This window comes from uncultured Mobiluncus sp., from assembly GCF_947254095.1.
Lineage (GTDB): Bacteria > Actinomycetota > Actinomycetes > Actinomycetales > Actinomycetaceae > Mobiluncus.
Genome location: NZ_CAMYBV010000004.1, coordinates 1 through 26,657 on the forward strand (window position 1 = coordinate 1; position 26,657 = coordinate 26,657).

The 26,657-nt window shown below is 55.3% G+C and carries 39 protein-coding genes; 35 read left to right on the forward strand and 4 right to left on the reverse strand.

The window, feature by feature from the left end:
- Both Q0X47_RS08665 and Q0X47_RS01860 read right to left on the reverse strand, forming a co-directional pair.
- Window positions 1-339: IS3 family transposase (locus tag Q0X47_RS08665; protein ID WP_367178275.1), on the reverse strand; the 339-nt coding region annotated here is incomplete at its 3' end.
- On the reverse strand, window positions 320-541 hold the full coding sequence (locus Q0X47_RS01860; protein ID WP_297722171.1) for a hypothetical protein: 222 nt from the start codon (window positions 539-541) through the stop codon (window positions 320-322). The genes Q0X47_RS01860 and Q0X47_RS08665, both read right to left, overlap by 20 nt.
- A gap of 407 nt (window positions 542-948) precedes the next feature.
- On the opposite strand from Q0X47_RS01860, the gene rpsJ reads away from it, so the two are divergent.
- From rpsJ to rbsD, 18 genes are all read left to right on the forward strand, one after another.
- Window positions 949-1,257, forward strand: coding sequence for a 30S ribosomal protein S10 (gene rpsJ, locus Q0X47_RS01865; protein ID WP_004008351.1), 309 nt, complete (start codon window positions 949-951; stop codon window positions 1,255-1,257).
- Window positions 1,258-1,268: 11 nt separating this feature from the next.
- Window positions 1,269-1,925 (forward strand): 50S ribosomal protein L3, encoded by a 657-nt coding sequence (rplC, locus tag Q0X47_RS01870; protein ID WP_297722174.1) that lies wholly within the window; start codon window positions 1,269-1,271, stop codon window positions 1,923-1,925.
- Window positions 1,926-1,927: 2 nt separating this feature from the next.
- Complete coding sequence (rplD, locus tag Q0X47_RS01875; RefSeq protein WP_297722177.1) at window positions 1,928-2,572, forward strand: 50S ribosomal protein L4; 645 nt, start codon at window positions 1,928-1,930, stop codon at window positions 2,570-2,572.
- Window positions 2,569-2,871: a 50S ribosomal protein L23 gene (rplW, locus tag Q0X47_RS01880; RefSeq protein ID WP_297587237.1), complete on the forward strand. Its 303-nt coding sequence runs from the start codon at window positions 2,569-2,571 to the stop codon at window positions 2,869-2,871. The genes rplD and rplW overlap by 4 nt, the downstream gene beginning before the upstream one ends.
- A gap of 12 nt (window positions 2,872-2,883) precedes the next feature.
- Window positions 2,884-3,720: a 50S ribosomal protein L2 gene (rplB, locus tag Q0X47_RS01885; RefSeq protein WP_297722180.1), complete on the forward strand. Its 837-nt coding sequence runs from the start codon at window positions 2,884-2,886 to the stop codon at window positions 3,718-3,720.
- Between the two features lie 15 nt (window positions 3,721-3,735).
- Complete coding sequence (rpsS, locus tag Q0X47_RS01890; protein ID WP_282922100.1) at window positions 3,736-4,014, forward strand: 30S ribosomal protein S19; 279 nt, start codon at window positions 3,736-3,738, stop codon at window positions 4,012-4,014.
- 19 nt (window positions 4,015-4,033) lie between these two features.
- On the forward strand, window positions 4,034-4,834 hold the full coding sequence (gene rplV, locus Q0X47_RS01895) for a 50S ribosomal protein L22 (RefSeq protein ID WP_297722183.1): 801 nt from the start codon (window positions 4,034-4,036) through the stop codon (window positions 4,832-4,834).
- Window positions 4,835-4,837: 3 nt separating this feature from the next.
- Window positions 4,838-5,659, forward strand: a complete 822-nt coding sequence (gene rpsC / locus Q0X47_RS01900) for a 30S ribosomal protein S3 (protein WP_297722187.1) — start codon at window positions 4,838-4,840, stop codon at window positions 5,657-5,659.
- A 3-nt stretch (window positions 5,660-5,662) separates the two neighbouring features.
- Window positions 5,663-6,079 (forward strand): 50S ribosomal protein L16, encoded by a 417-nt coding sequence (gene rplP, locus Q0X47_RS01905; RefSeq protein WP_282922097.1) that lies wholly within the window; start codon window positions 5,663-5,665, stop codon window positions 6,077-6,079.
- The gene (gene rpmC, locus Q0X47_RS01910) at window positions 6,076-6,318 is read left to right on the forward strand and encodes a 50S ribosomal protein L29 (protein ID WP_004008342.1); all 243 of its coding nucleotides are present in this window, start codon (window positions 6,076-6,078) and stop codon (window positions 6,316-6,318) included. Before rplP ends, rpmC begins: the two co-directional genes overlap by 4 nt.
- Window positions 6,319-6,321: 3 nt before the next feature.
- Window positions 6,322-6,606, forward strand: coding sequence for a 30S ribosomal protein S17 (gene rpsQ / locus Q0X47_RS01915; RefSeq protein WP_004008341.1), 285 nt, complete (start codon window positions 6,322-6,324; stop codon window positions 6,604-6,606).
- Window positions 6,607-6,782: 176 nt separating this feature from the next.
- Entirely contained in the window at window positions 6,783-7,928 is a 1,146-nt protein-coding gene (locus Q0X47_RS01920; protein ID WP_297722191.1) for a MalY/PatB family protein, read from the forward strand.
- Between the two features lie 233 nt (window positions 7,929-8,161).
- Complete coding sequence (locus tag Q0X47_RS01925; RefSeq protein ID WP_297722194.1) at window positions 8,162-9,148, forward strand: LacI family DNA-binding transcriptional regulator; 987 nt, start codon at window positions 8,162-8,164, stop codon at window positions 9,146-9,148.
- A 12-nt stretch (window positions 9,149-9,160) separates the two neighbouring features.
- Window positions 9,161-10,657, forward strand: a complete 1,497-nt coding sequence (locus Q0X47_RS01930; RefSeq protein ID WP_297722198.1) for a sugar ABC transporter ATP-binding protein — start codon at window positions 9,161-9,163, stop codon at window positions 10,655-10,657.
- 14 nt (window positions 10,658-10,671) lie between these two features.
- On the forward strand, window positions 10,672-11,664 hold the full coding sequence (locus Q0X47_RS01935; RefSeq protein WP_297722201.1) for an ABC transporter permease: 993 nt from the start codon (window positions 10,672-10,674) through the stop codon (window positions 11,662-11,664).
- A gap of 120 nt (window positions 11,665-11,784) precedes the next feature.
- Complete coding sequence (locus Q0X47_RS01940) at window positions 11,785-12,759, forward strand: D-ribose ABC transporter substrate-binding protein (protein ID WP_297722204.1); 975 nt, start codon at window positions 11,785-11,787, stop codon at window positions 12,757-12,759.
- The gene (locus tag Q0X47_RS01945) at window positions 12,756-13,682 is read left to right on the forward strand and encodes a ribokinase (protein ID WP_297722207.1); all 927 of its coding nucleotides are present in this window, start codon (window positions 12,756-12,758) and stop codon (window positions 13,680-13,682) included. Before Q0X47_RS01940 ends, Q0X47_RS01945 begins: the two co-directional genes overlap by 4 nt.
- A complete protein-coding gene (gene rbsD, locus Q0X47_RS01950; protein WP_297722210.1) occupies window positions 13,679-14,068 on the forward strand; it encodes a D-ribose pyranase in 390 nt (129 codons plus the stop codon). Before Q0X47_RS01945 ends, rbsD begins: the two co-directional genes overlap by 4 nt.
- Before the next feature lie 209 nt (window positions 14,069-14,277).
- Here rbsD and Q0X47_RS01955 read toward each other — a convergent pair whose 3' ends face one another.
- Entirely contained in the window at window positions 14,278-14,709 is a 432-nt protein-coding gene (locus Q0X47_RS01955) for a hypothetical protein (RefSeq protein ID WP_297722213.1), read from the reverse strand.
- A gap of 213 nt (window positions 14,710-14,922) precedes the next feature.
- The gene (locus tag Q0X47_RS01960) at window positions 14,923-15,411 is read right to left on the reverse strand and encodes a carbonic anhydrase (protein WP_297722216.1); all 489 of its coding nucleotides are present in this window, start codon (window positions 15,409-15,411) and stop codon (window positions 14,923-14,925) included.
- 235 nt (window positions 15,412-15,646) lie between these two features.
- Here Q0X47_RS01960 and rplN point away from each other — a divergent pair, with 235 nt between their 5' ends.
- From rplN to rpmJ, 17 genes are all read left to right on the forward strand, one after another.
- Window positions 15,647-16,015 carry a 50S ribosomal protein L14 gene (gene rplN, locus Q0X47_RS01965; protein ID WP_004008332.1) on the forward strand — a complete coding sequence of 123 codons (369 nt, stop codon included), beginning with the start codon at window positions 15,647-15,649 and terminating at the stop codon, window positions 16,013-16,015.
- A complete protein-coding gene (gene rplX / locus Q0X47_RS01970) occupies window positions 16,015-16,389 on the forward strand; it encodes a 50S ribosomal protein L24 (RefSeq protein ID WP_295026575.1) in 375 nt (124 codons plus the stop codon). The genes rplN and rplX overlap by 1 nt, the downstream gene beginning before the upstream one ends.
- Window positions 16,389-16,949, forward strand: a complete 561-nt coding sequence (rplE, locus tag Q0X47_RS01975) for a 50S ribosomal protein L5 (RefSeq protein ID WP_297722219.1) — start codon at window positions 16,389-16,391, stop codon at window positions 16,947-16,949. Before rplX ends, rplE begins: the two co-directional genes overlap by 1 nt.
- A gap of 2 nt (window positions 16,950-16,951) precedes the next feature.
- Entirely contained in the window at window positions 16,952-17,137 is a 186-nt protein-coding gene (locus Q0X47_RS01980; RefSeq protein ID WP_004008329.1) for a type Z 30S ribosomal protein S14, read from the forward strand.
- Window positions 17,138-17,191: 54 nt separating this feature from the next.
- Window positions 17,192-17,590 carry a 30S ribosomal protein S8 gene (gene rpsH / locus Q0X47_RS01985; protein ID WP_004008328.1) on the forward strand — a complete coding sequence of 133 codons (399 nt, stop codon included), beginning with the start codon at window positions 17,192-17,194 and terminating at the stop codon, window positions 17,588-17,590.
- Between the two features lie 11 nt (window positions 17,591-17,601).
- A complete protein-coding gene (gene rplF / locus Q0X47_RS01990; protein ID WP_297722223.1) occupies window positions 17,602-18,135 on the forward strand; it encodes a 50S ribosomal protein L6 in 534 nt (177 codons plus the stop codon).
- 2 nt (window positions 18,136-18,137) lie between these two features.
- On the forward strand, window positions 18,138-18,509 hold the full coding sequence (gene rplR / locus Q0X47_RS01995) for a 50S ribosomal protein L18 (RefSeq protein ID WP_297722227.1): 372 nt from the start codon (window positions 18,138-18,140) through the stop codon (window positions 18,507-18,509).
- Window positions 18,510-18,523: 14 nt separating this feature from the next.
- Window positions 18,524-19,264, forward strand: coding sequence for a 30S ribosomal protein S5 (rpsE, locus tag Q0X47_RS02000; RefSeq protein WP_297587286.1), 741 nt, complete (start codon window positions 18,524-18,526; stop codon window positions 19,262-19,264).
- Window positions 19,264-19,449 (forward strand): 50S ribosomal protein L30, encoded by a 186-nt coding sequence (gene rpmD, locus Q0X47_RS02005; RefSeq protein WP_282922082.1) that lies wholly within the window; start codon window positions 19,264-19,266, stop codon window positions 19,447-19,449. Before rpsE ends, rpmD begins: the two co-directional genes overlap by 1 nt.
- Window positions 19,449-20,012, forward strand: a complete 564-nt coding sequence (gene rplO, locus Q0X47_RS02010; RefSeq protein WP_297722232.1) for a 50S ribosomal protein L15 — start codon at window positions 19,449-19,451, stop codon at window positions 20,010-20,012. Before rpmD ends, rplO begins: the two co-directional genes overlap by 1 nt.
- Window positions 20,013-20,134: 122 nt before the next feature.
- Window positions 20,135-21,430, forward strand: a complete 1,296-nt coding sequence (gene secY, locus Q0X47_RS02015; RefSeq protein WP_297722235.1) for a preprotein translocase subunit SecY — start codon at window positions 20,135-20,137, stop codon at window positions 21,428-21,430.
- Window positions 21,427-22,008: an adenylate kinase gene (locus Q0X47_RS02020; RefSeq protein WP_297722238.1), complete on the forward strand. Its 582-nt coding sequence runs from the start codon at window positions 21,427-21,429 to the stop codon at window positions 22,006-22,008. The genes secY and Q0X47_RS02020 overlap by 4 nt, the downstream gene beginning before the upstream one ends.
- A 4-nt stretch (window positions 22,009-22,012) precedes the next feature.
- Entirely contained in the window at window positions 22,013-22,882 is an 870-nt protein-coding gene (map, locus tag Q0X47_RS02025) for a type I methionyl aminopeptidase (RefSeq protein WP_297722241.1), read from the forward strand.
- Window positions 22,883-23,053: 171 nt separating this feature from the next.
- A complete protein-coding gene (locus Q0X47_RS02030) occupies window positions 23,054-25,366 on the forward strand; it encodes a hypothetical protein (RefSeq protein WP_297722244.1) in 2,313 nt (770 codons plus the stop codon).
- Window positions 25,367-25,432: 66 nt separating this feature from the next.
- Entirely contained in the window at window positions 25,433-26,101 is a 669-nt protein-coding gene (locus tag Q0X47_RS02035; protein ID WP_297722247.1) for a S26 family signal peptidase, read from the forward strand.
- Between the two features lie 195 nt (window positions 26,102-26,296).
- The gene (gene infA / locus Q0X47_RS02040; protein WP_036324108.1) at window positions 26,297-26,518 is read left to right on the forward strand and encodes a translation initiation factor IF-1; all 222 of its coding nucleotides are present in this window, start codon (window positions 26,297-26,299) and stop codon (window positions 26,516-26,518) included.
- Window positions 26,519-26,541: 23 nt separating this feature from the next.
- Window positions 26,542-26,655, forward strand: a complete 114-nt coding sequence (gene rpmJ, locus Q0X47_RS02045) for a 50S ribosomal protein L36 (RefSeq protein WP_038272979.1) — start codon at window positions 26,542-26,544, stop codon at window positions 26,653-26,655.
- Window positions 26,656-26,657 lie beyond the last annotated feature (2 nt).

Consider the following 26,657-nt stretch of genomic DNA (forward strand, 5'->3'; position numbering starts at 1 on the left):
GGGTCTGGTTGTTATTGCTGTGCGTCCCCGGCGAACACCAGCAATCCCAGCGATTCTCATGAGTCGAGCGACCTGGTCACGACCAATATCCCAGCCCGCGCGCCTGGCTGCGTGCCACATCTTGCGTATCCCGTAAACCCCGAAATTATGAGCGTGAATAGTTGCCAACTTTCTAGCAAGTATTCGATCACGAATGCTTCTGGCGCTTGCTGGTCTGCTCTTCGCTAGCCGGTAGCCGCGAGAGGTAATAAACCCTCCTTCCAGGCTCGCACCCAGTGTCCGGCAAATCGGCTCGACCCCGAAACGACCCCTATATTCGTCAATATAAGCAATCATCATCGGGCCGGACGGTTAGCTGCGCTGCGAAAAAAGCCGAGGCAGTTTTCAAAATCTCATTCGCCCTACGCAGCTGCGCATTCTCGCGTTTGAGACGTTTGATTTCCTCATGCTCTTCACGCGTGAGCCCCTGCCGTTCGCCCGTAACAACCAAATGCTGCTCATACCAGCGGCGCAGTGACTCGTTTGCGATCCCCAGCTTCACAGCTATCTCATTAACCGCCCTCCACTGCGAACACGAACAATCAGCAGCCAACCGATCAGAAAGCAACCGCACCGCCCGATACCTTAAACTCCTGAGAATACCTCTTAGACATATCCCTAATCCTCTCAAAAACGAGTAGGAACAAAACCCAGTACGCTTCACCACACCACCCTCGCGCTCAAACCACGTAAGCGACGCCGAGAATTTGCCACGGGAGAGCCAATAAGTGTAAGCTAGTTCCTCGGCGCATCTTGAGGCGGGTTCACGCCTCCCAGTGCGCACTTGCCTGGCAAAAGTCAGGTGGAATGGAAATCCAACGGTGCGAGATTTCGCTTGTGTTGCGTTTACAAATGCGACACACCCGAAAGCGTGTACCGGTGAAGAACCAGTTAGAGAGAGGTTAGCCCATGGCGGGACAAAAAATCCGCATTCGGCTGAAGTCTTATGACCATGAGGTCATTGACTCCTCGGCAAAGAAAATTGTCGAGACGGTAACCAGTGCTGGCGCTACCGTAGTCGGACCTGTGCCCCTGCCGACCGAAAAGAACGTTTACGTTGTGATTCGGTCGCCGCACAAATATAAGGACAGCCGGGAGCAATTCGAAGTTCGCACCCACAAGCGTCTGATTGACATTATTGACCCCACGCCTTCCGCAGTTGATTCGCTGATGCGTCTCGAACTGCCGGCAGACGTGAATATTGAGATTAAGCTGTAAGGAGGACCACGATGACTAACGACACCATGGCCTCTGTAAAGGCATTACTGGGGCGCAAGCTCGGCATGACCCAGGTCTGGGATGAAGACGGCAAGTTGATTCCCGTGACGGTGGTTCAGGTCGAAAAGAACGTCGTCACCCAGATTCGTACTAATGAAACTGACGGCTACGACGCTGTCCAGCTGGGCTTCGGCAAGATGGACGAGCGCAAGGTCACCAAGCCGATGGCGGGTCACTTCGCCAAGGCTGGGGTTGAGCCGCGCCGTCACCTCGCGGAAATTCGCACCAACGACGCCAGCTCCTACGAGCTCGGTCAGGAACTGGGCGCGGATGTTTTTGACGCGGGAGTCCTAGTTGACGTTTCTGGAAACACCAAGGGCAAAGGCTTTGCCGGGGTGATGAAGCGTCACGGTTTCCAGGGCGTGTCCTCTTCTCACGGTGCACACCGCAACCACCGCAAGCCCGGCTCTATCGGCGCTTGCGCCACCCCGGGCCGCGTGTTCAAAGGCTTGAACATGGCCGGCCGCATGGGCGGTAACCGTCGCACCATCATGAACTTGAAGGTTCAGGCTGTGGACGTGGAAAAGGGTCTGGTCGTTTTGACCGGCGCGATTCCCGGCCCCAAAGGCGGCATCGTCATGATCCGCTCTGCTGTGAAGGGAGCCTAACAATGACTGAAAACCGCAGCGTAGACATTTTTGATGGCGTCGGCAAGAAAACCGGCACCGTAGAGCTGCCCGGAGAGGTTTTCGACCTCGACTTTAACAATCCCTTGGTACACCAGGTCGTAAACGCTCAGTTGGCGGCCGCACGTCAGGGGACCCACTCCACCAAGACTCGTGGTGAAGTCGCCGGCGGTGGCAAGAAGCCGTGGCGTCAAAAGGGCACTGGCCGGGCTCGTCAGGGTTCGATTCGCGCCCCGCAGTTCGCTGGCGGCGGTACCGTACACGGTCCGCAGCCTCGTGACTACTCCCAGAACACCCCGAAAAAGATGAAGGCTGCCGCTTTGCGCCAGGCCTTGTCTGATCGGGCTCGCGCTGGGCGTATCCACGTGTTGAGCGACTTCGGCGTCAAGGAAGCCCCGTCCACCAAGGCCGCGAAGGCAGCTTTGCAGGGTGTGGTCGATGATCGTCGCGCCCTGATTGTGTTGACCCCGGAAGTTGATGACGTCGTGGCGTTGAGCGTGAACAACCTCAGCGAGCACCACGCTCTGTTTGTCGGCGAGCTGAACACTTACGATGTGTTGGCTAACGACGATGTGGTGTTCTCGGCTACGGCGTTGGACTCCTTCCTTGGGAAAGGAGAAGACAAGTGAGCTTGGAAAAGACTAAGAACCCGCACGACGTGATTATTAAACCCGTCGTCAGCGAAAAAGCCTACAACTTGATTGACCACGGTCAGTACACCTTCGTGGTGGCGCCCGACGCAAACAAGGTCGAAATCAAGCTGGCTATCGAAGAAATCTTTAAGGTAAAGGTTGCTTCCGTCAACACCCAGAACCGTGAGGGCAAGCGCGTGCGCACCCGTACCGGCTGGGGCAAGCGTAACGACACCAAGCGCGCCATCGTCACCCTCAAAGAGGGCTCGATTGACGTCTTTGGGATGCAGGCCTAAGGGGGATAACTCATGGGAATTCGTAAGTACAAGCCAACAACTCCGGGCCGTCGTGGTTCTTCCGTGGCGGATTTCGCGGAAATCACGCGTGATCACCCGGAAAAGTCCCTGGTTCGTCCGCTGCACAAGACCGGTGGGCGCAACAACAAAGGTCGGATTACCTCTCGTCGTCGCGGTGGCGGCCACAAGCGCCAGTACCGCTTGATTGACTTCCGTCGTCACGACAAGGATGGTATTCCCGCCAAGGTGGCTCACATTGAATACGATCCGAACCGTTCGGCGCGCATCGCTTTGCTGCACTACGCCGATGGCGAGAAGCGCTACATCTTGGCTCCGTCCAAGCTGAAGCAGGGCGACTCCATCGAACAGGGTCCAACCGCGGATATCAAGCCCGGCAACAACTTGCCGCTTAAGAACATTCCGCTGGGTACCACGATTCACGCGGTAGAGATGCGGCCGGGCGGCGGGGCCAAGATTGCCCGCTCCGCTGGCGTTTCTGTCCAGTTGGTCGCCAAAGAGGGGCGTTATGCCCAGCTGCGGATGCCGTCTGGCGAAATCCGTAACGTGGATGCTCGTTGCCGCGCCACCATTGGTGAAGTCGGCAACTCCGATCATTCCAACATCGACTTGGGCAAGGCCGGTCGCTCCCGTTGGTTGGGACGCCGTCCGAAGGTCCGCGGTGTGGTTATGAACCCGGTTGACCACCCGCACGGTGGTGGCGAAGGCCGTACTTCCGGTGGCCGTCACCCGGTGAGCCCCTGGGGCAAGCCCGAGGGTCGTACTCGTAGCAAGAAGAAGGCGTCGAATCAGTACATTGTCCGTCGCCGTAAGACTGGCAAGAATCGCTGATAGGGGAGTTTGTTTATGCCACGCAGTTTGAAGAAAGGCCCCTTTGTTGATGCTCACCTGCAAAAGAAGGTGGACGCACAAAACGAGGCCAACACAAAGAACGTCATTAAGACCTGGTCGCGCCGTTCGATGATTACCCCGGATTTCCTGGGTCACACCATCGCGGTGCACGACGGTCGCAAGCACGTGCCGGTGTTTATCACCGAATCCATGGTCGGTCACAAGCTGGGCGAATTCGCTCCGACTCGTACTTTCCGTGGTCACGACAAGGAAGACAAGAAAGGTCGCCGCTAAAGCGGGGGAGGGATAGAACATGAAAGCTACTGCTCATACCCGCTATGTGCGCGTGACGCCGCAAAAGGCTCGCCGCATCATGAATGAGGTGCGCGGAATGGAAGCGAACAAGGCGCTTGACGTGCTGAAGTTTGCCCCGCAAAAGCCAGCCTTGCCGATTCGCAAGACTTTGGTTTCCGCCCTGGCTAACGCCGAACAGGCGGCTCGCAACGCCGGTACGTCTTTTGATTCTGATCAGATGTACATCGTTGAGGCTTACGTCAACGACGGACCTACGATGAAGCGTTTCCGGGCTCGGGCCCAAGGGCGTGGGGCGCGTATCTTGAAGCGTACTTCTCACCTGACCATTGTGGTGGGGGACGCGGAAGACAAGAAGGAACTTGCTGCTCCTTACTTGCCGTCTCAGCGCCGTCCGGAAGCTGATCGGATTTCGGCTTCCGCCGCAAAGAAGGCTGCTGCGGCCGCTGTCACTAAAAAGGCAGCTAAGCCGGTAGAGGCCAAGGAAGAGTCGGCTCCGAAGTCTACGACCGCCAAGAAGGCTCCTGCTAAGAAGCCGGCCGCAACGAAGTCCGCGACGAGCAAGGCCGCGGCTACCAAGTCGGCGGCCACCAAGGCGAGCACGACTAAGTCGAGCACGACCAAGTCCACGGCTGCGAAGTCCTCGACCACTAAGTCGACCACGACTAAGTCCGCAGGAGCCAAGGCTACGACCGCGAAGTCCACGACTGCGAAGTCGAGCGCGGCCAAGAAGTCCACAGCTACGAAGAGCACGGCGGCGAAAAAGCCCGCCGCGAAAAGCACTGAGAAGGGAGCGGAGTAAATAATGGGTCAGAAAGTACATCCCACTGGTTTCCGTCTGGGCATAACCGCGGAACACCGTTCCCGTTGGTTTGCTGACTCTACGAAGTCCGGCCAGCGTTACCGCGACTTCGTGAAGGAAGACGTCGAGATTCGTCGTCTCATGCAGGACAAGCTGGAACGCGCCGGTATTTCCAAGGTCGAAATCGAACGGACCCGCGATCGTGTGTCTGTGGACCTGTACACGGCTCGTCCCGGTATCGTTATCGGACGCCGCGGCGCGGAAGCAGATCGTTTGCGCGCCCAGCTGGAAAAGCTGACGGGCAAGCAGGTGCAGTTGAACATCCGCGAGGTTAAGAACCCCGATTTGGATGCGCAGCTGGTCGCACAGTCCATTGCTGAACAGCTCAGCGCCCGCGTGTCTTTCCGTCGCGCCATGCGTAAAGGAATGCAGTCCGCACAGCGTGCGGGGGCCAAAGGTATCCGCGTGCAGTGCTCCGGTCGTTTGGGCGGTGCTGAAATGTCCCGCTCTGAGTTCTACCGGGAAGGCCGCGTGCCGTTGCACACCTTGCGTGCCAACATCGACTACGGCTTCTACGAAGCGCGAACCACTTTTGGGCGCATCGGTGTGAAGGTCTGGATTTACAAGGGTGACATGACCGAACGGGATTGGAACCGGATGCAGGCTGAACAGGCCGGCCGCACGGGTCGCCGCAACGACCGTCACGCGGGGACCCGCCGTCCTCGTGCCGACCGTCCTGCTGACAACGCGGCCAACGAAAACGTAAACGAAACCCCCGAAGCCGCGACCGTCGCCGCCGGGGCAACCACAGAAACGGAGGCATAAGCAATGCTGATTCCTCGTCGTACTAAGTGGCGTCGCCAGCACCGTCCGGGCCGGCGTGGCTACGCTAAGGGCGGCACCGAAATCGCTTTCGGCGATTACGGTATCCAAGCCCTGGAGGGCGCTTACCTGACTAACCGTCAGATTGAAGCGGCTCGTATTGCCGTGACACGTCACGTCAAACGTGGTGGCAAGATCTGGATTAACATCTTCCCGGATCGTCCGCTGACCAAGAAGCCCGCGGAAACTCGTATGGGTTCTGGTAAAGGTTCCCCCGAATGGTGGGTGGCTCCGGTCAAGCCCGGCCGTGTGCTGTTCGAAATCGCTGGTGTAAGCGAAGAACTGGCCCGCGAAGCTCTGTCTCGCGCCCAGCACAAATTGCCCATCAAGACCCGTTTTATTTCCCGAGAGGGTGGTGAATGAACATGATAGGTTCCAAAGGACTGGCTCCTAACGATTTGGATGCCATGGACAACGAGCAGCTCGCGATGAAGCTGAAGGACGCGAAGCAGGAGCTTTTCAACCTGCGTTTCGCCCAAGCTACCGGTCAGCTCGAAGACCACGGCCGCATTAAGGCGGTTCGCCGCGATGTCGCCCGTATCTACACCATTTACCGTGAGCGGGAACTCGGCATTCGTACCGAGCCCAGCGTTAAGGAGTAATCAATGGCAGACGAAACAATGACTACCGAAACGACCGAACGCAATCACCGTAAGGTGCGCCGCGGCTACGTGGTGTCTGATCGCATGGAAAAAACCATCGTGGTTCAGCTCGAAGACCGCGTGAAGCACCCGCTTTACGGCAAGGTCATGCGCAAAACCAAGAAGGTTACGGTTCATGATGAGCAAAACCTCGCCGGTATCGGCGACTTGGTCGTCATCATGGAAACGCGCCCGCTGTCCAAGACTAAGCACTGGCGCCTGGTGGAGATTGCCGAAAAGGCCAAGTAATTCTCCACAACTGAAACTCGGTTGAGGTCTCTTAGACCTTTCAATCTGGATAAAGGACGCGGCCCGGATACATTATGTTTCTGGGCTGCGTCCTTATTTCAGCACCGCGGGGACCGACTGTTGAAAGCGCGGCGCTTGACCTCATTTTGGCGCTCATTTCCCCCTAGAATATAGGGGTGATTGCGTTACCGTCTTTGTCTGACTTGAAAAAATCTCGCTCCCTGAAGTGGAGTATCCACCCCGGAGCCCTAGGTATGTGGGTCGCGGAAATGGACTTTGGGATTGCTCCAGCCGTGAGGGATACCCTGCAGTCCGCCCTCGACGACACCATCACCGGCTACCCTCCTGTAGGTCTATCCCAACAGGTTGGCCAGGCAATGCGAGAATTTTATGCGGCTGAATTCGGCTGGCCAATCGAGCCTGATGCGGTTGGCGTGGCCTCGGACGTATTGTCGGTGCTGCAAGCGGTGATGAGTATTCTTCCTCCGCAGGCTCCGGTGGTGGTGCCGACACCTGCATATATGCCTTTCTTGACGATGCCCCAGGACCAGGGTCACGAAGTCGTCCAGGTCGTGTCCAACTACGAGGTGCAAACTGGTCAATATCAGCTGAACCTGGAGGGAATCTCGCAGGTTTTCCGCTCGGCTCCGGCCGGGGGATTGCTGGTGTTGTGCAACCCCTGGAACCCCGTGGGCAAGTGCGTGAGCCCCGCCGAAATGTCTGGACTGTGCGCTATTTTGGAAGATTACCCAGACGTCTTAGTGTTCTCAGATGAGATTCACTCCCCGCTGGTCTTGGACGGAAAACTCCAGCCTTTCGCCAATTTCTCTGATTTGGCAGGTTCCCGGACCGTGACCGCGGCAGCTGCCTCAAAAGGCTGGAACATCCCCGGTCTGCACTGTGCGCAATGGATTATTCCCGATGAATCGCTGCGACAACGTTTACGCACTCCGCTGCAAGTTTTTGCTTCCGGGGCGACCCCGTGGGGGATGCTGGCCACCATCAGCGCTTTCCGCGATAGCCGCGAATGGTTGGGGGAAGTCAAGGCGCAGATTGTCGAAAATCGGGAAACCGTCCGTGGCTGGTTGGCCAATCACGGTGAACACTTCCGGGTGTTCCTGCCCGAGGCGACCTATTTGTCATGGTGGGAAACCGATGGAATCCTCGGAGCTTGCCCCGCCCAGACCCTGCGGAATCGCGGCCTAATTGTCAACGATGGTGCGGACTTGGGCAATGGTTTTGAAAACTCTTTCCGTTTGAACTTGGCAACTACCCCCGAAGTGCTGCGCGCGGCTTTGCGGGTTATAGAAGCGGGTATATAGGTTTGCCAAACGGATTGCCGATGCCCATTCTTGGTAAACAGGAGATTTAGAGGGTATTACCGAAGCGTACTTCCTGGTCTAACCGCAGAATTTTCTCGGCCAAACTTCTCTGAACAGGGAGTTTTTTCAGGAGAAAATTTTCCTATGGGTTTTCCTTGACACAGCTCCCTCTATGTGGCAACATTTGTGTAAACGATTACATGTAATCGTTTACACAATGGAGTGGAGAGTCAATGCGCGCTAACGTGACCATTAAAGACGTAGCCGAGGAATCTGGGGTTTCGGTGGCTACCGTTTCGCGCGTGCTTTCGGGAAAATCGGCTTCTGAAAAGGCTAAAAGGCAAGTTTACGCGGCGATTAAAAAGCTCCACTACACTCCGAATGGACTGGCTCGTTCGCTGCGTTCCAAACAAAATCGGGTTGTGGCAGTTCTTGTTTCAGACGTACGTAACCCGTATTTTGGTCTCCTTGCCCACGGACTGCAAACTAGCCTGGCAGAAGCAGGATATGCCATGATTATCGGCAACGCCTCAGAGAACTTTGAGCAACAGGAGCAATTCCTATATCAAGCTTTGGAACATCGAGTTGACGGGATGATTCTGGTTATTCAAAGCCGCCATTCCTCAGCCCTAAAACAGGTGCAACGAGCGGGAGTTCCTGTTGTGTTCGTTGATCGCACGATGGAAGGTTACGAGGTACCTACAGTAGATTCAGATGCATACCCAGGAATTCGCGATGCACTGATTCACCTGCAGGGATTGGGACACAAACGCCTTGGGATGGTGTTGGGTCCAGAATATACTTCAACTTCACAACAGCGTCTTCGGGTCTTCCTAGAGATTGGTGCTGAACTGGGGCTGGAAACCGTGGTGAATCCGAAATCAGACGGTGAACAACACTCTGTTGCGTTGATGCAAGAGCTGTTGGAGGCCAATGTCAGCGCGGCCATCATCGCTTACACGCCGCGACTGTGGCCGATTCTCAGTTACCTCGGTAAGCAGGGAATCCACGTACCACAGGATTTATCGATTATCGGTTATGACGACCTGCCAATCATGGAACACCTCAATCCGCCTTTGACCACGATTAATCAGGATATTGAGAAAATGAGTTTTCTGGCCGTTCAGGAGTTGCAAAAATTAATTGCAGGGAAAGAAGCGCAAAGCCTTCACTTGCCAACTTCCCTCATACTTCGCAAATCCACAGCGCGGGCAAAGTAAGGAGCAGCGCAGATGACAACGTTGGAACTAAAACATATCTATAAATCTTTTGGACCAGTAGAGGTGTTAAAAGACATTTCTCTGCGTGTAGAACCAGGGAAAGTGCATGTTTTGCTGGGAGAAAATGGCGCTGGTAAATCTACCCTCATCAAAATCATTGCCGGAATATACAGTGCAGATAAGGGTGAACTGTTCCTGGATGGGAAACCGGTGACAATAGCGAACGTTAAGGACGCGGAGTCATACGGAATTTCGGTAATTCACCAAGAACTCAACCTCGTCCCCAAGATGAGCGTGGCAGAGAACCTTTTGTTGGGCAGACTCCCAACCAAGTCCGGAGTGTTAGATAAACGTGAACTTTATCGCCGGGCACAAGAGGCTTTGGATTTGGTAGGCATGAAGCTCAATCTCAAACAGCCCGTGGGTGAATTGGGGATAGCAGGTCAGCAGCTGGTAGAAATCGCCAAGGCTCTATCCGTGAAGTCCAAAATACTGATACTTGATGAGCCCACAGCTGCCTTGACGACAAAAGAGATAAAGGTCTTATTTGAGCTGATGCGCTCACTGAAGTCTCAAGGGGTGGGGATGATCTTTATCTCTCACCACCTTAACGAACTAGCAGAAATCGGGGACACGGTTTCGGTGCTGCGAGATGGAAACCTCGTGGCGGAGGTAGACGCGCAGACTTCAGAACCTGAGCTGGTGCGTCTCATGGTGGGACGCTCTATTGATGAACAGTTCCCCTCCCGCCAGGTGCAAGCCGGAGAGATATTGCTGGAGGTGAAAAACCTCAGTTCAGCAGGAAAATTCTCCGATGTTAGTTTCAACGTTCGTGCTGGAGAAGTATTGGGAATCGCCGGCTTGGTCGGTGCAGGAAGAACCGAAGTATTGAGAGCCATCGCGGGGGCTGACACATTTGACTCGGGAGCGATTCAAATTCAGGGAAGAGAAGTGCCAACTTCCCAGATTGCAAAAAAGATTTCTCTGGGTCTGGGCATGGTTCCGGAAGACCGGAAAGCACAGGGCCTGGTTTTGGGCGCAACGGCTGGCGAAAACCTTGGCTATGCAAAACTCATGCCCAGTGCTCGTTTCGGGATAGCGCAACGAAGAATGTTGCGTAAACAAGCTGAGGGAGTGTCCCAGCGTATGCGAGTCCGTATGGAGAGCATTGATCAGAAGGTCAAAGAGCTTTCGGGAGGAAACCAACAAAAGCTAGTCTTTGGACGGTGGGTGCTGGCCGAATCAAAGGTGTTACTTCTCGATGAGCCGACTCGCGGGGTGGATGTGGGTGCAAAAGTCGAAATCTATGAACTTATCAATCAAATCGTGTCCGATGGCGGTGCGGTGGTGATGGTTTCAAGTGAATTGCCTGAGGTACTAGGTATGTCAGACCGGATTCTGGTGATGTCGGAAGGCCGAGTTGCCGGGGAACTTCCGGGTAAAGGAACCACTCAAGACGAAATCATGACACTGGCGGTTTCCAATGTCGCAGAGTTGTCACAAATCTAGAAAAGAAGGCCAATATGCAAACAGTAACGAAACCAAGTGCTAAGCGTGAAGTGAAGCCGTCTAACGGGTTGGTCAAGGTCAAAACCTTCCTTGCCAACAATGGAGCTCTGGTCGGTTTGGTGATCTTGGCTCTTGTTTTGAGCCTAGCGTCACCGGTATTCCTTTCGGTCAACAACTTTACCCAAATTGGTGTGCAAACAGCGGTCACCGCCATTCTTGCGTTTGGGATGACTTTCGTCATCGTGGCAGCAGGCATCGACCTGTCCGTTGGCTCGATGCTGGCCCTGTCAGCCATGGTGGGCGCTTACGCCTTTACCGTTATGGGTATCCCCAGCTGGCTAGCTTTGTTAGTTGGATTGCTAGCTGGAATCATGTGCGGGGCAGTAAACGGAATTAACAATGCATTTTTTCGTTTGCCGTCTTTCATTGCTACCCTAGCGATGCTCTCCATTGCTCGTGGACTCACCCTGGTGATTTCCCAAGGAAAACCGATTCCTACCTCACCGGCGGTAAACATGTTGGGGGGGAGCATAGGTCCGATTCCTGTCCCGATTATCGTATTTGCTCTCTCGGGTGTATCGGCTGCTGTAATCCTCAACCGTACCGCAATGGGGCGTGCCATGTATGCCGTTGGTGGCAATATCGAGGCTGCTAGGCTTTCGGGTATCCCCGTGAAAAAGGTGCAGGTGACCGTGTTCGCGTTGTGCGGACTCTATGCGGGTGTGGCTGGAATGGTTATGGCTGGTCGACTCAATTCCGCTGGCGCACAAGCCGGTGTGGGATACGAGCTCGATGCGATTGCTGCGGTCGTGATTGGGGGCGCGTCTCTGGCCGGCGGTTCAGGTAAAGTTTCTGGAACTCTGGTCGGGGCTCTTCTGCTGGCGGTAATTCGTAACGGGCTCAACATTATGAATGTTCCTTCCTTCTGGCAACAGGTGGTTATAGGTCTGGTCATCGCCGTCGCAGTGGGTATTGATGCCTTGAAGAACAAGGAATCTGCACACTAAACCGCAAGAGGCGGGCTGGTCCTGGGAAAAGGGAACCTCCATGTGCATTCAAAAATTGCAATAAATAAACAATATGTTTCGAGGAAACCCCCGGAACAAAACACCCAGAAAGGTAAACACATGATGAAAAAATTTCACAAGTTATTTGCATCCGGAGCGATTCTGGCTCTAGGGATTTTAGGGCTGAGCGCTTGCGGAGGCACCGATGCTGCCAATAACGGAGCCTCCTCAGGAGAAAACGGCAATGCCTCAGGTGGGAAAAACCTGGTATTGCTAGTTTCTACCCTGAGCAATCCCTTCTTCGTGGATCTGAGCGACGGTGCCAAGGCTGAAGCGGAAGCAAAGGGGTACACACTGGAGATTTCTGATGCTCAGGATGACTCGGCCACCCAAGCTAACCAGGCTCAAAACGCCATCAGTAAGGGCGTGAGTGCGGTAATTATTAACCCGGTGGACTCCGACGCGGCGGGACCTTCTGTTGAAGCGTTGAACGGTGCGAAGATTCCCGTTATTGCAGTTGATCGCGGTGTCACTACCGGCAAGCTGGATTCTTTTGTATCCTCAGATAACGTTCTTGGCGGCAAACTTGCTGCGGAGCAGATTGCCAAGTCCATCGGCGAGAAAGGAGACGTCATTGTGCTTCAAGGGGTGCCGGGTGCCTCCGCGACTCGTGACCGTGGTCAGGGCTTCGAGGAAGGCATTAAGGCTTTCCCGAATATCAAGGTAGTTGCTTCCCAAACCGCTAACTTTGACCGTGCAGAGGGATTGGACGTGGCATCAAACCTGCTGCAGGCTAATCCCAATGTGAAAGCTATATTTGCACATAACGATGAGATGGCATTGGGTGCTTTGAAAGCGTTAGCGGAAAAGGCTGGTAAAGACGTATTCGTCTTTGGCTTCGATGGCACGAATGATGGCTTGCAGGCTGTGCAGGATGGAACCATGCTTGGAACGATCGCTCAGCAGCCCAAAGAACTCGGTAAAATCGCCGTAGATCAAGCTATTAAGTTCTTGGAAGGCGGCAAGGCTGATGCCAATGTTCCGGTGGAAGTTAAGACTGTCACCAAAGACAACGTTGCGGAGTACATCAAGTGACAATAGCTGTTTTCGGGTCTCTGAATGCTGACCTGAATTTGACAGTGACTCGCCATCCTCAGCCGGGAGAGACCCTTTTGGGTGGGGGTGGCGGAGTCAGTGCCGGAGGTAAGGGAGCGAACCAAGCATTAGCTGCCGCCCTGACCGGGCACCACGTGATGATGGTTGGACAAGTTGGTAAGGATTCCAATGCACAGGTTGTGGTGGAGTCACTACAAAGAGCGGGTGTGGACTTGAGCTTTGTGCGTCAAGTAGACACTCCCACCGGTCTGGCGGTTGTAACCGTCGAACAGGAAGGTGAAAACTTCATCATTGTGATCCCCGGGGCCAATGGAGCCATGAATAGTGGTGGAATCGAGTGGATTAACCCGGCATTGCACCAGGCTGACGTTCTGGTTATGCAGGCAGAAATTCCGCAAGACTGCTTTCTGGAGGCTGCAAAACGATTTGCGGATTCCGGCAAGCGGGTTGTTCTGAATCTCGCACCGGCGATAGCTGTGAATCCATGGTTGCTTTTGCACAGTAATCCTCTGGTAGTAAACGAGTACGAGTCACGTTTAGCGGCGAGTTGCTTGGGATTGAATCTCAACAATGCTGAGGACATTGATGTCGCGAATGCATTGCTGGAAGCCGGAGTGCCCTCGGTGGTTCTGACTCTCGGTTCACAAGGATCGCTGTTGGGGGAACATACTTCGGAAGGTAATATTAGCGTTTCTCATCTAGATGCCATCCCTGTTCAAGCTGTGGATGCGGTAGGGGCGGGTGACGCGTTTACCGGAGTGCTCGCAGCCAAATTAGCTGAGGGTCAGTCCCTCCACGACAGTGCATTGGCGGCAACGCGATTTGCTTCCGAAACGGTGAAATATCCTGGTGCGCAATCCTCGTATTGGCAAGCTGTCGAAACTTTGAAAGGAAACAGATGAAGAAACAGGGCATTTTGAATCGCAGTCTTCTCGCTCAGATTGCGTGTTTAGGCCACACAGACACCTTCGTGTTGGCAGACTGTGGCCTACCGGTTCCGAGGGATATTCCTGTAGTGGATTTGAGCGTGTTGTTCGGTTTGCCTCGTTTTCAACCGGTACTTCAGGCTCTGTTGTCCGAACTTGAAATAGAAGCGTGCTGCTATGCCTCTGAGGCTATCGGTACTGAGGTGGAATCTTGGTTTGCCGAGATTCCTGGGACTCATGACACGATTCCACATGAGGAACTCAAGCGCCGGGTAGCGCAAGCAGCTTTTGTAGTCAGAACTGGGGAAGACACTCCGTGGGCGAATGTGATTTTGCGATGCGGTGTGCCTTTCGGAAAATGAGCACTAAATAGATGTTTGCCCGGGCTTACAGCCTGGGCAAACGTTTATTTTACGTTCTGTCGCCCCGTGAAGAAACCAATGTCTTCTCAACATAGACGAGACTTCGCAGGGGAGCCAGAAAGACGATTTCTTGGGCGTTATAAAAACCATGATGGGCCTCACCCGCAGGTAAGACCCATCAAGAGACTTGTTATGGAATCGAGACAGATTTAGATGGCGCTCAGAACGGGCAAAAGTCCCGCGCTCGTATCGCTAGCCATTCCCAGAATCGCCAGTCCTCCCACAACCGTCATGATGATACTGATACCGATACCAATGAGTCCCAAAATCGTAAATACCATAGCGACTGTGGTCCAAGTCTTTAGTTTCGAGGTGGGTTCCATATTCTGAGCCACCATCTCACTTTTCGCCTTACTGCCCAAATACCAGGCTATAGGTGAGCAAATCCAAAAGAATATGCCGACAATAGCCAGCGCCATCACGGTCTGTTCCTGGGGATGCTCATAAGGGCGGGCGAATTGACCTGGCATGGGCTGGCCCGGCATCGGCTGCCCCATCGGCTGGCCGGGCAGGGGCTGGCCGGGCTGCGGCCCAGGAACCTGACCGGGATTGCTCTGCTGAGGCTGATAAGGGTTGGACATAATTCCTCCTAAAGAATAAACAACAACACCTGCGTCCAACATATCAGGAAAATTCCTCGTTTTGCTACCCCTTATTAACAGCGGTCTTCAGGAAATTTGAGCAGCGTAAACCCTAGCCAGTGTCAGAGAATCTGGGATGTGAAAGTGACATCGGACTGCAGGGCTTGGATGCGAGGCAGTCTTTCGAGTTGTAGCAGCCAAACGAGCTGGGGTTTAACACACTTGGGTAACTTGTCCGGTCTCTACGTCATACATAAACCCGCCCACTTCGGCAAACCCTTTAATCAGGGCGTGGTTTCGCAGAGTCTCCACGTCATCACGCAAATGTTGGTCTTGGTTCGGGTCTGCACCAAAGACCAGATCTCCAGCGGGCTGTCCAGCATGTTTGGCAATAGCGGCCCGTAATCCTGGTTCATCGGTGGAAGCCATGGTGCAATTGGTGTGTTCCAGCACCACAATTCGGTCCACGTTCAGTTTATGAACCGCTGAGATGGCACCCGCCAACGTGTTGGGCTTCAGGAATCCACCAGGAGTGCGCAGAACTATGGCCTGTCCAACCTTCAGCCCAAAGATTTCGAGAGGATCAAGACGGGAATCCATACAAGTCACAATCAGCAACCCGTGCGCGGGAGCGCCGGGTAGGCCACGGTAGGGGAAATTCTTGGCGTATTGAGCATTACCTTGTAAGAGATCATCAAACACAATCTCAGCTTAGCGGTTTTCTCAGCGGAGTGAATGCTGGTTTGGCTGCGGTTTGCCACCCCCGCCAATAAATACTAAACTTGGAGGGTTGCTTTTGGCTGAGACCTCTCACAAATGTGTCTGTGTCAGCCAGGGGTTCCAATTCCGCCCGTTTGAGGTGGGATTTGTGCGCCCTTGCAACGCAAGATAGGTTCGGCAAGGCTCTATAGAGAACCGGCCAGACGAAGGAGAAAAGATGATTCAGCAGGAGTCGCGACTGAAGGTCGCCGACAACACGGGGGCAAAGGAAATCCTTTGCATCCGTGTGATGGGCGGCTCGAAGCGACGCTACGCCGGCATCGGCGACACCATTGTCGCGACCGTCAAGGATGCTATCCCTGGCGGCAACGTGAAAAAGGGTGAAGTCGTCAAGGCTGTCGTAGTCCGCACCAAGAAGGAAACCCGCCGCAAGGACGGTTCCTACATTCGTTTCGACGAGAACGCCGCTGTCATCCTCAAGAACGATGAGGAGCCGCGCGGCACCCGTATTTTCGGGCCCGTCGGGCGTGAACTTCGTGAAAAGAAGTTCATGCGCATTATTTCACTCGCCCCGGAGGTGATCTGATGGCAGCAAAGTTGAAGGTTGGCGACGAAGTCGTGGTGATAACTGGCCGCGACAAGGGCAAGCACGGCCGGATTCTGCAAATCGACCGGAAGCGCGAACGCGTCGTGGTCGAGGGCATCATGATGATGAAGCACCACAATAAGGCGGGGCGGACCCATCAGGGTCCGACTGGCGGCATCGAAACGAAAGAGGCCTCCATCCACATTTCCAACGTGATGTACTACGAGCCCGCGGCCGCCAAGGCCAAGCTGGGTAACACGACCAAGAAGATTGCGGGTACCCGGGTGGGTATGCGTGAAGAGGTCGTCGATCGCGATGGTAAAGAAAAGACCGTTCGGATTCGCGTGTCTAAAGCTACCGGGAAGGATCTGTAATGGCAGAGGAAAAATACACCCCGCGGCTTAAGACCAAGTACCGCGAAGAAATCAAGGCCCAGCTGCTCAAGGAATTCCAGCACCAGAATGTCAACCAGGTTGGCGGTTTGGAAAAGATTGTCGTGAACATGGGTGTGGGTGCCGCCGCGCACGACCACAAGCTCATGGAAGGCGCTATCTCTGACCTGTCCACCATTACTGGCCAGAAGCCCGTGGTTGACAAGGCCCGAAAGTCCATAGCCCAGTTCAAGTTGCGTGAAGGTTCCCCGATTGGGGCTCACGTCACCCTGCGCGGTGACCGCATGTGGGAGTTCCTCGATCGCTTGCTGTCCACGGCTTTGCCGCGTATCCGCGACTTCCGTGGTTTGAGCTCCAAGCAGTTCGACGGTCACGGAAACTACACTTTCGGCTTGACCGAGCAGTCCGTGTTCCATGAGATTGACCAAGACTCCATCGACCATGTACGGGGGATGGATATCACGGTCGTAACCACCGCTGCTACTGATGACGAAGGCCGGGCACTGCTGAAGTACCTCGGTTTCCCGTTCAAGGAGGATTAACAATGGCAAAAACCGCTTTGAAGAACAAGGCTGCACGCAAACCCAAGTTTGCGGTGCGTGCCTACACTCGGTGCCAGCGCTGTGGTCGCCCTCATTCGGTGTATCGCAAGTTTGGCTTGTGCCGTATCTGCCTGCGTGAGATGGCCCATAACGGCGAACTCCCCGGCGTTAAGAAGTCTTCCTGGTAAACACATTAGGGGGCAGGTCGATTACGAAACCGCCTCAGAAAGGGCCCAAGCCCAATGACAATGACTGATCCCATAGCAGACATGCTGACACGTCTGCGCAACGCCAGCTCGGCGTACCACGAGTCGGTATCTATGCCGTACTCGAAAATGAAGGCCGCTATCGCGAACATTCTTCAGACTGAGGGTTACATCAAAGACTACGAAGTCGAGGAAGCGCGAGTCGGCAAAACTTTGACGCTTAACTTAAAGTACGGCGCCAAACGTGAACGCGCGATTTCCGGTGTGAAACGCGTCTCCAAGCCCGGTTTGCGGGTGTATGCAAAGTCCACCAAACTGCCGAAGGTCCTGGGCGGCCTGGGCGTGGCGATTATTTCGTCCTCGTCCGGTATGCTCACAGACCGCGAGGCAGCCGACAAGGGTGTAGGCGGAGAAGTTATCGCCTACATCTGGTAAAGGAGGCTGACATGTCGCGTATCGGTAAGATTCCGGTGGAAATTCCCGCCGGTGTGGAAGTAAATATCAATGGACAAGACGTTTCTGTCAAGGGTCCCAAGGGTACCTTGACCATGTCCGTGGCCGCCCCGATTACCGCCAAGGTTGACGGGTCGACCGTGGTCGTGAGCCGTCCCGATGATGAACGTGAGTCCCGTTCTTTGCATGGCTTGACTCGCACCCTCATCGCCAACATGGTTGAGGGCGTCACCAACGGATATTCCAAGGTCCTGGAGATCCAGGGCACTGGTTACCGTGTCAATCAAAAGGGCGCTGGTCTGGAGTTCCAGCTCGGTTTTTCGCACCCTGTCAACGTGGAGCCCCCGGAGGGCATCACGTTCAAGGTGGAAGGCAACCGGGTTACCGTCGAGGGTATCTCGAAGGAACTGGTTGGCGAGGTCGCCTCGAATCTGCGCAAGATTCGTCCGCCGGAGCCTTACAAGGGCAAAGGCGTGCGCTATCTGGGTGAGAATGTTCGCCGCAAGGTCGGAAAGGCAGGTAAGTAATCATGGCTTATTCTGTAAAGGGTAAAGGTAAGCGTCTGTCGCGTCTGCGTCGCCACCAGCGGGTTCGTAAGAACATGTTCGGGTCGGCGGAAAAGCCGCGTTTGGTAGTGACCCGTTCTAACCGGCACATGGTCGCCCAGCTCGTCAACGATTACGAGCACAAGACTATTGTGAGCGCTTCCACCATGGAAGACGCTTTGCGCGGTGCTAAGGACAACAAGGTGGCCAAGGCGACCGAAGTTGGCAAACTCATTGCACAGCGTGCCAAAGCCGCTGGAATCACCCAGTGTGTGTTTGATCGCGGTGGAAATATGTATCACGGTCGCGTCGCGGCTGTGGCTGAAGGTGCCCGCGAGGGCGGACTGAGTCTGTAAGGAAAGTTGAGAAAATGGCTGAACAAGAACAGCAGATTACAGGCGAGACCGCAGACTCTGTGGACCAGACCACGGATCTGGGTGCGAATGATGCCCAGGATCGTGGCGGTCGCCGGGAGCGCCGCGGAAATCGCCGTGAACGCGATGACCGCCGTGACAATCGTCGTGGCGGCAGCGCTGATGACAAATACATTGAACGTGTGGTGACCATCAACCGCGTGTCCAAGGTGGTGAAGGGCGGTCGTAACATGTCCTTCTGCGCTCTGGTTGTGGTTGGCGACGGGGAAGGTACCGTCGGTGTTGGTTACGGCAAGGCTAAGGAAGTTCCGGCAGCAATCGCTAAGGGTGTGGAAGAGGCTAAGAAGTCCATGTTCCATGTCCCGATGATTCGCCACACCATCGTCCACGAGGTTCTCGGTGAGGACGCCGCGGGTGTAGTGCTGCTCAAGCCCGCTTCCCCCGGTACCGGTGTAATCGCCGGCGGTCCGGTGCGTGCGGTTATGGAATGCGCCGGAATTCGCGACGTTTTGTCCAAGTCTTTGGGCTCTGACAATGCGCTTAACATTGTGCGCGGTGCCGTGGCTGCTTTGAAGCAACTCGAACAGCCGGAAGCCGTTGCGGCTCGCCGCGGTTTGCCGTTGGAGCGCGTGGCGCCTGCCGGCATGTTGCGGGCTCGCGCCGAAGGTGAAGCTCAGGTGCGCGCCGAAGCGGTTAAAGCCGAAGCTGAATTGGCTGCCGAAGGAGTGAGTGCGTAATGGCTAAGAACCTGAAAATCACTCAGGTGAAGTCCACGATTGGTTCCTCGCGAGATCAGCGGGCTACCGTGGCTTCCCTGGGACTAAAGAAAATTCGTCAGTCTGTGGTTCGCCCTGATAATCCGGCCGTGCGCGGCCAGGTCCATAAGGTGCGCCACCTAGTAAGCGTGGAGGAGGTCGACTGATGAGCGAGAGCGAAGAGGAAAAGACCGCCGCGGAAAAACCCGCGGCAAAGAAAGCTCCGGTCGCTGCCAAGAAGCCGGCAGCCGCCGCAACAAAGGCTACAGCCAGCGACGACGTTAAGGTGACTTACCTGCACGATTTGCGTCCGGCTCCGGGCTCTAACAAAGCTAGGACTCGTGTCGGCCGCGGTGAAGGTTCGAAGGGTAAAACTTCGGGCCGCGGCACCAAGGGCACCAAGGCGCGTTACCAGGTGCCCCTGGGCTTTGAGGGTGGCCAGATGCCCATGCATATGCGTCTGCCCAAGTTGCGTGGCTTTAAGAACCCATTTCATGTCGAGTACCAGGTAGTGAACCTGGATCGCCTGTCCGAAGTGTTCCCCGATGGCGGCACTTTGACGGTTGACGACTTGGTTGACAAGGGTCTGGTCCGCAAGAATTGCCTGGTCAAGGTGCTGGGAACCGGTGAGGCGACAGCCAAGTTTGACTTGACTGTAGACGCTTGGTCCAGCTCAGCTAAGACCAAGGTCGAGGCGCAAGGCGGGTCCTTGACCGCACGCGTTCGTTAAGGATTACGGCGGGGTACACCAACGGTACCCCGCCGTTTCCACCAATCTCTGTTGAACCGGTATCATGTTTAGCTAGGAAGTGAGCTGCGCTCACTGACGTGCCGAAAAACTTTGGAGGACACTTGTTTACCGCTTTTATTCAGGCTTTCAAAACGCCTGATCTCCGTAAGAAGCTGTTGTTCACCTTCTTTATCATGGCTCTGTTCCGCTGGGGTTCGTTTATCCCTCTGCCGGGTGTTGACTATGCCGCGTTAAAGTCGGTCATTGCTGATGTTCAGAACAACGGGTCACTGCTCGACTTGGTGAATATGTTTTCCGGCGGCGCTTTGCTGCAGCTCTCTGTGTTTGCTCTGGGCATCATGCCTTACATTACGGCTTCGATTATTATTCAGTTGCTGCGCGTAGTTATTCCTCGTTTTGAGGACTTGCACAAGGAAGGTCAGACCGGTCAAGCGAAGTTGACCCAGTACACGCGTTACCTGACTATTGCCTTGGGTGTGCTGCAATCGACTTCCATCATCACCGCGGCGCGCACCGGCACGCTGTTCGGCCGGGCCTCGAATACAAAGATTATTCCCTCGGATTCCGCTTGGATTTTCGTCCTCCAGATTCTGGTGATGACAGCCGCTACCGGCTTGATTATGTGGATGGGTGAGTTGATTACCGAAAAAGGTGTCGGCAACGGTATGTCCATCCTGATTTTCACCTCTATCATCGCCAACTTGCCGCGAAAACTGTTCGCCATTGCCGGTGGTAACGGCGGTATCCAAAAGTTCTTGGCGATTATAGCCCTGATTCTGCTGGTGACCTTGGCTGTGGTCTATGTGGAGCAGTCCATGCGCCGTATCCCGGTGCAGTACGCCAAGCGCATGGTGGGACGCCGAATGTATGGCGGAACTACCACCTACATTCCGCTGAAGATTAATATGTCCGGCGTTATTCCGGTCATCTTCGCCTCTTCGATTCTGTCCCTGCCGATGATGTTGGCTCAGTTTGGCGACCAAAATGCCAAGTGGATTCAGTGGATTAGCATGAACTTCCGTTCCAGCTCCTGGTTCTACCTGGTCGTTTACGGCTTGCTGACTTTCGCTTTCGCGTTCTTTTATACCTCGATTACTTTCAACCCTGAGGAAGTCGCGGACAACATGAAGAAGTACGGCGGCTTCGTTCCCGGTCTGCGCGCGGGACGTCCCACGGCCGACTACCTGCACTATGTGATGACCCGAATCACTACGGCCGGTGCGGTTTACTTGACCATTGTGGCTTTGGTTCCCCAGATTGCGATGGTCGCTATGAACGTGCCCCAATTGCCGTTCGGTGGTACTACAATTCTGATTATTGTTGGCGTTGGCCTGCAAACGGTGAAGGACATCAACGCCCAACTGCATCAGCACCACTACGAAGGATTTATGGCATGACGAAAAATTTGGTGATTATGGGTCCTCCCGGCGCGGGTAAAGGGACCCACGCCAAAGAAATCGCCGCACACTTTAATATCCCTTGGATTTCTACCGGAGATATTTTCCGTAAACACAAGGCGGAAAAAACTGAACTGGGCAAGCTCATCGAGTCTTATATCGACAAGGGCGAGTTTGTTCCTGATTCGGTCACGGACCGGATTGTCTGCGAGCGCATCAGTCAGACCGATGCCACGGCGGGCTTTCTGCTTGACGGCTATCCTCGCTCCATTCCCCAGGCTAAGGTGCTCAAAGCGGTATTGGCTGAGACCAACGAGCGGGTGGACGCGGCGATTTATCTGGATGTCAGCGCCGAGGAAGTTGAGCGGCGGCTGTTGAAGCGCGCCGAAATCGAAGGCCGTACCGACGACACTCCTGAAGTCATTGAGCACCGCCTCGAGGTTTTTTTCACAGCCACCCGGCCCTTGCTGGACTTTTATGAACAGGAAGGCGTGTTGCGCAAGGTCGATGGGGAGGGCACCATTTCTGAGATTGCTCAGCGTTTGCTTACGGTGATGGAAGAAATCGAAGGGAAATAGCTCGGTGTCAGTCCAAGACCGGCGCATTGAGATTAAGTCCACCAATCAAATCCTGAAAATGCGCCGTGCCGGAATGGTGGTAGTCGCGATTCACCAGGCTCTACGTGAGGCTTGTGAGCCGGGCATCACCACCGGGGAACTGGATCAAATCAGCGCTGCTGTCATCAAACGTATGGGCGCGAAGTCCAACTTCTTGGGTTACGACGGTTTTCCCGCCACGGTCTGTATTTCGATTAACGAACAGGTTGTCCACGGGATTCCAGGCAATCGGGTGTTGCAGTTTGGCGACTTGGTGAGCTTTGACTGCGGTGCCTATATCGTGGACAACGCTTCGCGCCAATGGCACGGCGACGCCGCATTTTCAATGATTTGCGGCGGTGAAGCACATGCTCGTCCCGAAGATTTGCAGTTGCTTTCCACGACCGAACGCGCCTTGTGGTCAGCGATAGCCGCCCTGGCAAACGCCAAGCACCTGGGTGAAATTGGTGATGCTGTTGAGAAAGTCGTGGCGGAAGACACGCTTCGTTATGGTTGGGAGGCCGGCATTGTAGAGGAGTACGTGGGTCACGGTATCGGTACCGCCATGCACCAGGCTCCCGATGTGTTGAACTATTCCACCCGTTCCCGCGGTCCAAAGATCAAACCGGGCATGGTGCTGGCCATAGAACCTATGCTGACCCGTGGCGGTTCCGTCACCAAGGAACTGTCCGATGGTTGGACGGCAGTGACTGTAGACGGGTCCAGAGCGGCCCACTTTGAGCACACAGTCGCGGTTCTGCCCGGCGGAGTGTGGGTTTTGACGGCTCCGGACGGAGGACGAGCCGGGTTGGCTCCCTTCGGTCTTTCACCGCGGGCAATCGCACCCCGTGGTTGAGGCTTTTCTGTAGTTTTACTTTTTCTTAGCTTCGGATTACCGGCAGTTTGGGCTAATAACACTTTTAAAGTGGCAAGTTTTAGTGCTGGATTTCGGTTTCGCCTAGGGAGCCTAATATAGAATAATTAGAGCTGTGCCGTCCGGCACTGTGAATGGCAAGGAGAATAGAACGTGGCTGAAAGCAGCAACCCCGCAACCCCCTCTCGTTTCGGCATGGGAGGGCAACGGTTTTCCCGGTTTGTTCCCGAAGACGATGGGTATCGTCCCCCGACTCTGACGGCTCAGGGCCGCGAGGATGTGGAGCGCTTGCGGGCCAAAGTGCGCAAGCATAATCCCGGTTACATCTACACGAACGGGGTTTCCTTGCCGTCCCAGTTGCCCAGCGTGCCTGAACTGTTAGATGAACTGGCCAGCCACGTGCGTTCCGCGCGCACTGACCAGTCGATTCCCAATACTCCCTTGCCTGAGGTCGAAACCTCCGAACTTGCCAAGGCTGGTTTTGACTGGAAAGCCATCGCGGATTGCGCCATCGAGGCTCTAGAAACAGGGTCACGCCGTCCGTTGCCGCTGGCTAACGACCCGGCGGCAGCCGAGATTCCTGGTCTGGATATCATCGCGGCCTCGCGGGCGGCCACGACCCCATCCCCGGCTGAGCAGGCGACGCCGCCGCAGTCGGAAACGGCACCTGAAATTCCGGTGGAATCTGAACCGGAGACTGTTCCGGAAGCAGCCCCTGCCCCTCCTGCCGACTGGGAATCCAGCGAGACGACCCGGGCAGAAACTGCCCTGGCTCCAGCAGACGCAGCGGGGCCCCTGGCTCCGGAAGTCGGCGTGCCTCTGACTCATGCTCCTGAGGCGGCCACTCCTGAAACTGAGGTACCTGAGGAAGTCTTACCACTGCTCGGGGAGCCTATGGCTCCTGCCGAACCTGCTGCGGACACGGATGCGCCTGTCCCTGACCAGGAGTTGCCTGAGAGTGAGGCCCCGGAAGGCACACCGGAGGCTGCCGAGCTTTGGTCTGAGCACGAAGAACTTGCCGCCATTGACGCCGAGGAAATAGAGCTTCCCGAGGTACTGCCCGAACAGTTGCCCCAGGATTTGGCTGAGGAACTGCCGGAGGACTTGCTTGCACAGTTGCCGGAAGAGATTTCCGAGGAGCTGCCCGAACAGTTGCCTGAGGAGCTCCCCATAGAGCCAGCGGAGGGCGAATCGACCGAACAAACCCTCGCCGCGGAAATTTCCGCCGCAGAAGACTTGGTGGGTCAGCGCGTCTATGACGACGACGTGCTGGAGTCTGAAGGCAATGACGACGAACTGTTTGTCGGCGACGTCGAAGGTGAAGTGGCGCATTGGGAGGTTGCCCCGGAGGAATCCGTGGAAGTTCTCCCATTGGAGCCGGACCAGCCCGCGGCCACGTCAGATGAGACACCGGCTGAGGTATCCGCTGAAACTGAACTTGAGGCCAATCTTGAGCAAACCGAGCTGCCCGAAGACGCGGAAGTCGCCGAGGAACTGCCGGCAGCCGCACTGCTGGAGGAAACGGAAATCAACGAGCCGCAGCTGGAAACCGAGTTGACCCTACAAGATTCCGACTCCGTGGAGCCGGTGGATGAGGCCAGCCCCGAACTTTCCGAGGAACCCCTGGTCGAGGACCTGGAACTGGCAGATATTCCGGAAACTGATTTGCTCGCGGAACTTCCTGAGGAACTCCCCGAAGAACTGCCTGAGCAAGTTCCCGATTTGTCGGCAGCCCAGATAGGGGAGGATTTCACCGAAACTGACGTTGACTTGGTGGATTTGGACTTGGGTGAGTTGGAGGATCTGGAACCTGAACTTGAGTCGGCGGAACTTGAGACAACCGAGGAACCCGGTCTTGACCAGACGATAGAGGAACCCGCCGGTACTGACACTACAAATCAGGTCGAACCTGCGGACGAAATCCCCGTCGAACGGCCCCAAGACCTCCAAACTACAGAGGAAACAGCTTTGCCTGGCAGCGAGGCCATTGGGATGGAGGAGCCCGAACCGGATTCTCCACAAGGTTCGGATGCGGCCAATCCCGAAGAAGTCGACTTGGTTGCGGACTTAGAGTCCGAAGTTTCCTTTGCAGCGTCCGCAACCACGTCAGACGAACTGACCGGGAATGATACCGTTTCGGAAAACGAAGAGAGCGAACCTAATGCAGCTGACCTGCCATATCTGGGCGAAAACGCTGAGGATATGCTGGCCCAAGCCGACGGGGCTGAGCATGACGCTGGCGAGGAGGAACTGCCTTTCGAGATTCCCCAAGTTCAAGGCGACATTCCCGAAGCTATGCAAGAGGGATTCCCCGAATGGGAACCGACCATGAGTTCGGAGGCCGCGCCAGGAGCTGATGAGGAACTGTTCGCCGCTGGTGGGCAAGACGGCCCAGCCGAGGCCGAACCGGCCAAACAGGGATTCTTTTCCAAGCTTTTTTCTAAGAAGTCAAAGAAGGCTCGTTGAAGGACCGCACGAACAAGCCAATAGCAGGTAAAATACCAGTACGCCTAGGGAGGTGAGCCCACACACATGAGTATGCAGACTAACCGCATTGTTTCGTTGCTGAACAAACAGTCTCAGCACCCTTTGCGTAATGCCATCTTTTTCATGATTGGCTGGGTCATCCTCATCCTGGTGGGCGTGGCTTTCATAATGACTACCGTGATTCCCCGAACCCAAGGTTACGTCGCCACGACTATTCCCGACGATTCGATGAATCCGACCATATCCCAATCGGATTTGTTGCTGTTCCAAAAGCTGCGCCAGCAGGGAGCCCAACAGCTCAACCCCGATGAAATCATTGTCTATCAGCCGAGCGAAGCGGTGAAATATAAGATTGCACGAGTCAGCGAAGTCATGGGCTCCGGCGACGAAATGCAGTTCAGTGTGAAGTTTGACAACCCCCAAGCGGAGGCCAGTGACGAAACGGTAACGCTGGATATGGTGCGCGGTACCCTGCGTTACAAGGTTCCTTTTTCTGGGCTCCTGTTCCCGCTGCTTCCCCCTCCGGCAGTCTCGTTCCTGTTGATATTTGTTGCCCAACTGCTGCTGATTTATGCCGGCTGGCAAATTGGCACTTCTATGATTAATGCCCGTGACCCCCAGCGCCAGGCACGGGCGGCACGGCTGCGGACCGCGGCCTTGGCCGGCAACCTGGAAACCACGCGACAGCGGTTGCGCCGCCAGGGTCTGAAGTAGCCCCAGCAGGATGTTTCTGCATTTTGCCCGCTCGAGTTGGCTGGTTTGCAAGTGCAGCGGCGGAGTTCGGTAAATTTGGCGTTTGGTGGAAAAAAGGTTTAGGATTACCTTTTGGACTGTCTGACGGCGGGGGTGCCTGCTTAATGACGGATTCTGATGATCCAAAAGACATTTTGCGGAGGATTGGTTAGCCCTATGGGGAAAAAAGACGGAGTCATCGAGGTCGAAGGTACAGTAGTAGAGGCCTTGCCTAATGCGATGTTCCGGGTGCAACTGGCCAATGAACATGTGGTTTTGGCGCATATTTCAGGTAAAATGCGCCAGCATTACATCCGTATCCTGCCGGAGGATCGTGTGGTAGTCGAGTTGAGTCCTTACGACCTCACTCGAGGCCGTATAGTATATCGCTACAAATAAACTGGCCTAACTCGGAGGAAATGATGAAGGTTAACCCCAGCGTTAAAGCCATCTGCGATAAGTGCAAGGTGATTCGCCGGCACGGTCGCGTGATGGTGATTTGCGAAAACCCGCGCCACAAGCAGCGTCAGGGCTAAGT